General features: G+C 71.8%; 5 protein-coding genes. 3 read left to right on the top strand and 2 right to left on the bottom strand.

The features are described from left to right. Nucleotides 1–22 precede the first annotated feature (22 nt). Both VE172_RS01975 and VE172_RS01970 read right to left on the bottom strand, forming a co-directional pair. Complete coding sequence (locus tag VE172_RS01975; protein ID WP_324796385.1) at nt 23–2,842, bottom strand: AfsR/SARP family transcriptional regulator; 2,820 nt, start codon at nt 2,840–2,842, stop codon at nt 23–25. A gap of 65 nt (nt 2,843–2,907) precedes the next feature. Beyond that, nucleotides 2,908–4,410 carry a class I adenylate-forming enzyme family protein gene (locus tag VE172_RS01970; protein WP_324796382.1) on the bottom strand — a complete coding sequence of 501 codons (1,503 nt, stop codon included), beginning with the start codon at nt 4,408–4,410 and terminating at the stop codon, nt 2,908–2,910. 221 nt (nt 4,411–4,631) lie between these two features. Here VE172_RS01970 and VE172_RS01965 point away from each other — a divergent pair, with 221 nt between their 5' ends. From VE172_RS01965 to VE172_RS01955, 3 genes are read left to right on the top strand one after another with little or no spacing between them, the layout of a single operon-like run. Beyond that, nucleotides 4,632–6,212 carry an NAD(P)-binding domain-containing protein gene (locus VE172_RS01965; RefSeq protein ID WP_324796379.1) on the top strand — a complete coding sequence of 527 codons (1,581 nt, stop codon included), beginning with the start codon at nt 4,632–4,634 and terminating at the stop codon, nt 6,210–6,212. Next, the gene (locus VE172_RS01960; protein WP_324796375.1) at nt 6,209–7,279 is read left to right on the top strand and encodes an alpha-hydroxy acid oxidase; all 1,071 of its coding nucleotides are present in this window, start codon (nt 6,209–6,211) and stop codon (nt 7,277–7,279) included. Before VE172_RS01965 ends, VE172_RS01960 begins: the two co-directional genes overlap by 4 nt. Beyond that, nucleotides 7,276–8,610 (top strand): cytochrome P450, encoded by a 1,335-nt coding sequence (locus tag VE172_RS01955; protein ID WP_324796372.1) that lies wholly within the window; start codon nt 7,276–7,278, stop codon nt 8,608–8,610. The genes VE172_RS01960 and VE172_RS01955 overlap by 4 nt, the downstream gene beginning before the upstream one ends. Nucleotides 8,611–8,635 lie beyond the last annotated feature (25 nt).

Here is an 8,635-nt window from a genome sequence, read left to right as displayed (position 1 = left end):
CGACAGGGCCGACGGGTAGCGGTCACTCCAGTTCCAGGACGGCCGGTGTCTGAGGCGGCGTGGTGGAACGGATCGCGGCGTGTTCGGCGTCGTCGATCGCCTCGTGGTGCCGCAACAGGTCGGCGGATTCGTTCCACAGTCGACGCGCCTCGGCGGGCTGGTCGCACAGGTGCGTCGCCTGCGCCAGGCCCCACAGCCGATCGCCGTGCGCCAGGGTCGTCGCCAGATCGTGGGCCTCGTCGAGCTTCAACGCGTCGCGGTACACCCGCATCGCCTCGTCGAGCCGCCCCGCGCGGCGGTTGACGTGTCCGATGTAGCCCATGACGGAGACCTGGTTCTCCCGCGAGCCCGCCTCCAGCGACAGGTCCGCGGCGTGCTCCAGCGCGTCGATGGCGGTGTCGGTCTGCCCGCGCAGCTCGGCGACCATGGCGATCTCGGCGAACGCCCGCGCGGTGTTGACGGTCAGGCCGTATCGTCGCGCGGCCTCCAGAGCCTGCTGGGCGTAGTCGGCCGCGGCGGCGAGGTCGCCCTGGCGCCGGGTGAGCTCCGCCAGGGTGCACAGCGCCGCCGAGGCGCGCTCCATCTCATCGAGCCCGCGATAGACGGCGATGGCCCGGTCGAGCCATCGCCGTGCCTCGCGAAACCTGCACGCGTCGGTGGCCGCGACGCCCGCGTAGGTGAAGGCGGGGCCGCGCATCGCGTCGTCGCCGTGGCGGTCGGCGACCTCGGCGGTGAGGATGGCCAGCTCCAGGTAGTCGCGCTTGCTGCCGTGGGAGTCGAGGACGTGGTCGGTCGCCATGGCCAGGGAGATCACCGTGGGCGCGAGCCCGTCGCGGTGGTCGAAGCCCCGCACCGCCGCGATGACATTGTGGACCTCGGCGCCCAGCCAGTCACGGGCCCGGGCGTTCGTGACGATGTCACAGGCGACCTCCTCCAGCCCGGGCCCGATCGCCAGCGGCGCGCCGATGCTCGGGGACAGCAGCCGCAGGCAGGCGCGCGCCGCGACACAGTAGCGCTCCATCATGCGTCGATAGGCGCCCGCACGCTCGGCGCCGGTTTCGGTGTCGGCCACCAGTTCCCGCGCGTACAGCCGCAACAGGTCGTGGCTGCGGTACCGCCCCGGGCGCGGTTCGTCCAGCAGGCGCGCCCGCATCAGCCGCAACAGCAGCGTCTCGGCCTCGGCGGTGGTGGCGTCGGCCAGGGCCGCGGCCGTGGCGGCCGACAGCTCGGGGCCGTCGTGCAGACCCAACAGGCGGAACATCCGTGCGGCGGCGTGTCCGTCGGCGTCGCGGGTCAGGTCGCGATAGCTGACGCCGAAGCTGGCGCGCACCGCGATGTCGTCGATCTCCATTTCGGACAGGCGCCGGTGCTCGTCGCGCAGCCGCTCCGCCAGCGCCGCCACCGACCACGAGGGACGTTCGTTGAGGCGCGCGGCGCAGATGCTCAGCGCCAATGGCATTCCGCCGCACCACTCCAGCAGCCGCGCCGTGGCCTCGGGATCCGCGGCGAGGCGCCCGGCGTCGGCCAGCAGCTCCAACAGGCGCCGCGCGTCGTCGTCCGCCAGGCGGTCCAGGGCGACGCCGCGAGAGTTGTCCAGGCTGGACATGGCGGCGCGGCTGGTCACCACGACCGCGCAACCCGTACCCGAGGGCAACAGCGGCCGCACCTGGGCGGCGTCGCGGGCGTCGTCCAGCAGGATGAACAGGCGACGCTTCGCGGTCGCGCCGCGGAAACGCGCCGCCAGCTCATCGATATCGTTCGACGGGGTGGTGTCGGCGCCGAGGGAGCGCAGGAACCGCACCAGAACCTCGGCGGGGTCGAGGGGCTTGGTGTCGGGGGTGGCACCGCACAGGTTGACGTACAGCTGGCCGTCGGCGAAGCGCTCCCGCACCCGATGCCCGATGTGGATGGCCAGTGTGGACTTTCCCATGCCCGCGGCGCCGCTGATCGCGGCCACGGCGGGGTGGGCGCCGCGCGGCGCGACCAGTTGTTCCAGAAGGGACACCTCGGGTCGGCGTCCCGTGAATGCCCCCAGATCGGCGGGCAGCTCCGCGGGCGCCCGTGCGTCGTCGGATGGCGGGAGCGGCGCCTCGGTCGCGGTGCCACGGACGAGGTCGAGCGAGGGGTCGCGGGTCAGGACGGCGTGTTCCAGGGCGCGCAGCCGCGGCCCCGGGTCCAGCCCGAGCTCGTCGGCCAGATACCGCGCGGCGTCGCGGTACGCCTGCAACGCCTCGGCCTGGCGATCGGCGCGATACAGCGCGGTGATCAGTTGGGCGCGAAGGCTTTCGCGCGCGGGATAGCGGGCGGCGGCGGCGAACAGCGCGGGGATCGCCTCGGCGTGGCGGCCCAGCCGCAGCGCCAGCTCCCCGCGCCGCTCGACGACGGCGGCACGGACCTGGTCGAGGCGCACCGCCTCGCCCCGCACCTGGCCGCGATCGACCAGGTCGCCGAAGGCGTCGCCCCGCCACAGGCCCAGCGCCTCGTCCAGCAGCGCCAGCGCGGCGGCGTCGTCGCGCTCGGCCGCGCGGCGCACCAGGTCCTCGAAGCGCGAACTGTCCAGCTCGTCGACCTCGGCGTGCAGGACGTAGCCGGCGTCGTGCGAGGTGAGCCGGTCGGGATGGTCCAGGCGTTTGCGCAGCTGGTGGATGTGCCAGCGCAGCGTCGTGTCGGCCGCGTCCGACACCCGGCGCGGCCACAGCGCGTCGGTCAACACGTCGGACGGCACGGGCGCGTTCGGCCGGGCCAGCAGGGTCGCCAGGAGCAGCCGCGCCTTGGGGCCGCCCACGGCGACGGGTTCGCCGTCGGCGACGGCGCGCACCGCGCCGAGGACCTCGAAGCGCATGCCGCCTCCGCCGGGACAGGGGATGGACTGGCAAGCTTAATTCGTCGGCGCGCGGGCGGACCCGGTCAGGTGTGGCGCAGCCCCAGCAGCGCCTTCTTGTCGGGCTTTCCGCTGGGCGCCACGGGGACGGCGTCGACGAACGTGAACGTGGACGGCACCGCCGCCTCGCCGAGCGCGGCGGCGACCCGCCGCCGCAGCTCGGCGACGGGCGCCCGCCGCCCCGGGCGGTCGACGACGAAGGCGTGCGCGGCCTCCCCGGTGTGCTCGTCGGGGGCGCCGACCACGTACGCCTGGTCCACATCGGGGTGTGAGGCGATGGCCTGTTCGATGGGCCCGGCATAGTGGATGATCGCGTTGACGATGATGATGTCGCGGGCGCGGCCGGTGAGGTACACGTAGCCGTCGGCGTCGACGTGCCCGAGATCCCTGGTGCGCACCCAACCGGTGGCGTCGAACAGATCGGCGGTCTCGGCGGGATTGCGCCAGTAGCCCGACAGCTGGGTCGCCGCCCGCACCCACAGCTCTCCGGTCGTACCCGCGGCGACGACGTCGCCGTCGCCGTCGCGCACCTCGAGCTCCACATTGTCACAGACGCGGCCCACCGAGGAGAGCCGCTCGGGCCGCTCGTCGACCTCCGCCGACGTCAACACCGACAGCATCCCGGTCTCGGTCTGGCCGTAACCGTGATGCACCACGGTCCCCAGCTTTCGGTGCGCCTCGGCCAGGCGGTGGGGCGCCAGGGGGGAGCCCGCCACGATCACCTTGCGCAGGCTCGAGATGTCCACGTCGGAGGCGTCCAGGGTGTCGAGCACGTGGTGCAGACGCGGCACCGTCTGCAGCGCGGCGGTGATGCGCAGCTCCTCGATCACCTGGGGGAACACGGGAAGCCCGTCGGGGATGACCGCCGTTCCGCCCGCCATGAGGGACAGTCCCATGTGTTCCTGCATGACGGCGCTGGTGAGCGTGCCGAACAGCAGGAACCGCTGGTAGCCCTCGGCCAGCCGCGCCGCCTGCTCGGTCCAGCGGGTCTTCTGCCACGCCCAGTGGGACGACAGGGCGGCGTAGCTGAACGCGGCGCCCTTGGGAGCGGCGGTGCTGCCGCTGGTGAACGACACCAGGGCGGTGTCGAGCGGGTTGCCTTGGGCCACGGGCTTTTCGGGTTCGGAGGCCAGCGTCTCCAGCGCCAGCCGGGGCGTGGCGCCGGCGGCGGCGCGCAGGGCGTCGGTGTCCGAGGCGGCGTCGGCCACCAGGGCGTCGACGTCGCGGCCGACCACATGCGGCAGTTGGGAGGCGGACAGGCCCGGACGCACCCCCACCACCCGGCAGCCCAGCAGGTGGCCCGCGATCAGGGCCGCGAACCCCTCGGGCGTCACCGCGGTGGCCACGGCCAGCCCCGATCCGGCGCCGAGGCCGGCTTGGCGCAAGCCCCCGGCGTAGCGGGTGATCAGGTCGAGCAGCTCGCCGCGCGTGACGCGGCGCCCGGCGTGCTCGAAGGCCACGGTGTGCGGGGAGTCGGCGAAGGAGTCGAGCAGCTCCTGGGGGAAGACGCGAGCCGTGGTGACGTCCATTGTGTCTCCGTTCGGATGAGACGGCGGGCCGTGCCCACACCTACCAGGCGAGGCGCGTCGGCGTCAACCACACGATTTTCCTTGGTATACCTCCATTCCGCGCGCGTCCATAAGCGACCACAATCCAAACTGTGATGTGAATCACATATTGAACCGCTCCCCGATGTGGCTCGTAGTGGTGGGTGCGCAACCTCCCGCATACCCCACATTGAGGAGTTCCCGTGGTCCACGAGTACACAGTCGACTACCTGGTGGTGGGGGCCGGTCCCTCCGGCCTTCAAATGGGTTACCTCCTGGAGAAGGCCGGGCGCGACTACCTGATGGTCGAGAAGGGTCCCGGCGCCGGCACGTTCTTCACCCGCTTCCCCCGTCACCGCACGCTGATCTCGAACAACAAGGTCCACTCCGGATGGTCCGATCCCGAGATGCGGCTGCGTGTGGACTGGAACTCGCTGCTGACCGACGAACGCGCCCCGCTGTTCACCACCTACTCGCCGAAGTACTTCCCGGCCGCCGACGACTACGTCCGCTATCTCAACGACTTCGCCACCACCCACGACCTCAAGATCCGGTACGACACGCGGATCTCGGAGATCTCCAAAGCGGACGGATTCACCGCGCGCGACCAGCACGGCAACACATACCGCGCCAACAAGGTCATCATGTCCGCCGGGGTCACCAAGCCCTACATCCCCGACTTCGACGGCGCACAGCTCGCCGACGCCTACCCCGACGTCTCGGTGGACCCTGAGGGCTTCACCGACCAGAAGGTCCTCATCGTGGGGCGCGGCAACTCGGCCTTCGAGACCGCCGACAACCTGATCGAGCACGCCGCCGTGATCCACGTGGCGGGACCGGGATCGCTGAAGCTGGCCTGGCAGACCCACTTCGTCGGCCACCTCCGCGCGGTCAACAACAACTTCCTGGACTCCTACCAGCTGAAGTCCGAAAACGCGCTGCTGGACGGGTACGTGAAGTCGATCCGCCGCGACGACGACGGCTACTGGGTGAAGGTGGCGTTCCAGCGGGTCAACGAGATCGTCAAGGAGATCCGTTACGACCGCGTCATCCTGGCCACCGGCTTCCGGTTCGACCCCGAGATCTTCGAGCCCGGCAGCCGTCCACAAATGACGATCAAGGGCCGCTTCCCCGACCAGACCGACGCGTGGGAATCGGTGAACATCCCCGGCCTGTACTTCACCGGCACCGTCACCCAGATGCGCGACTTCAAGAAGTCCACCAGCGGATTCATTCACGGATTCCGTTACGGCGCCAAGGCACTGCACCGCATCCTCGAGCAGCGCCACCACGGCGTCGCCTGGCCGTCGACCACGGTGGAGCCCAGCCCCGAGGCGGTGTGCGACGCCATCATCGCGCGAGTGAACCGCACCTCCGCGCTGTGGCAGATGTTCGCCTTCCTGGCCGACGTCGTCTTCGTCGGCCGCGACGGGGCCGTGCGCTACGCCGAGGAGATCCCGGTCGACCACCTGCGCGCCGCCGTGCCCGCCGGGGAGTTCGGCGACGTCGACACCTACCTCCAGGTCACGCTGGAGTACGGCGCCGACCACGACAAGGTCAACCCCTTCGACATCTCCACCCAGCGCCCCTCGCAACACAACGCCACCGGCCTGGACGGGCGTTACCTGCACCCGGTGGTGCGCGTCTACCGCGACGGCCAGCTGAGCGCCGAGCACCATCTCACCGAAAACCTCGACAACGCCTGGGACAGCGAGGACGTCCACCGCGCACCACTGAGGACGTTCCTGAAGGGACAACTGGACGCCGCGGCGGTCGCGTCGTGACCTCGGCCGACGACTGGGAGGAGCGCGCCCGCCAGGCACTCGACCCGGTGTACTACGACTACTTCGCCGGCGGCGCCGGCGACGAGTCGGCGCTTCGGGCCAACCGGCGGGCCTTCGCCCGGCGCCGCCTGCTGCCCCGGGTGCTGCGCGGCGCGGAACCGCGCGACCTCGCCGTCGACCTCCCGGGCGCCCCCGGCACGTGCCCGATCCTGGTGTCTCCCACCGCGTTCCACAAACTGGCCCACCCCGAGGGCGAACTGGCCACCGCCCGCGCGGCGGCCGCCGCCGGGTGCGTCCTGACGTCGGGCATGGCCGCCACCGTGTCCATCGCGGACGTGGCCGCCGCCGCCCGCGGCGTCGATCCCGAAGCGGCCGTGTGGTTCCAGCTGTACCTGCAACCCGAGCCCGCGGTCACCGACTGCCTGGCCCGCCGCGCCGCCGACGCCGGATGCACCGCCCTGGTGGTGACCGTCGACTCCCCGGTGTTCGGACGCCACGGCCGCGACCGCCGCCACGGCTTCCACGAGCTCCCCGACGGCCTGGCCTGCGAGAACATGCGCGACCTGCCGGGCGGTTCGGCGGGCGGGCCCCGCGACATCGCGATGTCGCCGCTGTTGTCCTGGGACGACCTGGATCGCCTGCGCGACAACACCGAGCTCCCCATCGTCGTGAAGGGAATCCTGCACCCCGGCGACGCCCGGCTCGCCGCCGAACACGGTGCCGCGGCGGTGATGGTGTCCAACCACGGCGGTCGCCAACTCGACGCGGCGCCCGCCACCCTGGACGTCCTGCCCGCCGTGGCCGACGCCCTCGACCGGCGGATTCCCGCGCTGCTCGACGGGGGAGTGCGCCACGGCGCCGACGTCGCCATCGCCCTGGCGACCGGCGCCGCCGCGGTCGGCGTGGGCAGGCCCGTGCTGTGGGGCCTGGCCGCCGACGGGGAGAAGGGCGTGCGCGACGTCCTCGAACGGCTGCGCGACGACCTCGACCACACGCTGGCGCTGTGCGGCGGGCGCGAGCTCGCCGATCTCACCGCCGACCTGGTGACGACCGGGGGCCCGTCGTGAACCCGTTGGCGCGGCTGCCGCAGCGCGTCGTCGCCCTGCGCGGCAAGGTCTTCAACCGCGTCAACGGCGACGACGCCATCACCATCCCCAATGAACACATCGGGGTGGATCGATTCATGGAGCTGTACTCCCACCCGGCGGCCAACGGCCGCAGCAAGGGCGCGGGCCTGTCCGACCTGTTCTGGTACTGGCTGTCGCCGGGACCCGAGGTGCACCAGGAACACCTCGAGCCCGGCCCGCGCTACGACGACGTCGCCCGCACCACCCTGAGCATGCTGGCGGGTCCCAGCCGCGAACTGTCCACGCTGGCCGCCGGGGCCGCGTCGTCCGTTCTGGACGAACTGGTGCGCGGTCCCGTCGTCCGCTTTCGACTGCGGGACCTCATGATGCCGATCTGGGCCGAATACTGCTACCGCCTGGTGTTCGATGAGGACTGCCCGCGCCACGCCCGCGACCTGATCGTGGGGCACGCCGACGACGTCGTGACGTCCCTGAAGTGCACCGGCCTGCGCCACCCGCGCCGCCGCGCCCGCCTCACCGCCTACCTCCGCCGGCGGGTCGTCGCCGGCGACGTCAAACACCAACTGCCGCAAAGCCTCGACCTCGACGAACAGGTCCACTACCTACAGGGGACGTTCTTCAACACCGCGGTGGTGCAGCTGTCCGAGGGCATGGCGCACCTGTTGCTCGCCCTCGCCCAGCACCCCGAGGTCCAGCAGAGGCTCGCCGACGACCCGTCCGACGACACCTACTTCCGCCACGTCCTGGACGAGACCATGCGGCTGTACCCGCTGTTCGGCATCGCGCACCGCATCACCACCGACGACATCGCCCTGGACGACGGCACCGCGCTGCCCGAGGGCTCGGTGCTGTGCTTCAGCTATCCCGACTACCACTCCACCGGCTACCGCGACCCCGCCGTCTTCGACCCCGCGCGCTGGGAACAGCTGTCGGCCAAGGACGCCCACCACATTCCCTTCGGCATCGCCGCCAACCGCCCCTGTCCCGCCTGGCGCATCTCGCCCCTGGCGATGCGCGCCGTCACCACGGAGGTGCTGCGGCGCTTCCGCCTGGCCTCCAGCGTCAGCCACACCCGCTCCATCCCGCACCGGGCGCCGTGCCTGCTGCTGCGCCGCGACGCCGAACACCCCGCCGCGCGCCAACGGCGGGCGCTGCGCCGGATGCGGGCCCGCGACCGCGCCGAGGACCTGCTGCGCAGCATCCTCCAATTGGGACTCGGCACCTGGATGGTGTTGGACGCCCGCCGCAAACGCCTGGCGGGCAAGTACTTCGAGCAGCACGACACCCAGGGCTGCCCCGTACGCCACTGATCGCACCCCTTACCCCGCAAAGGAT

It is taken from the genome of Stackebrandtia sp. (genome assembly GCF_035643755.1).
In the GTDB taxonomy this organism is placed as follows: domain Bacteria; phylum Actinomycetota; class Actinomycetes; order Mycobacteriales; family Micromonosporaceae; genus Stackebrandtia.
This window is presented reverse-complemented; position numbering and strand designations above follow the sequence as displayed.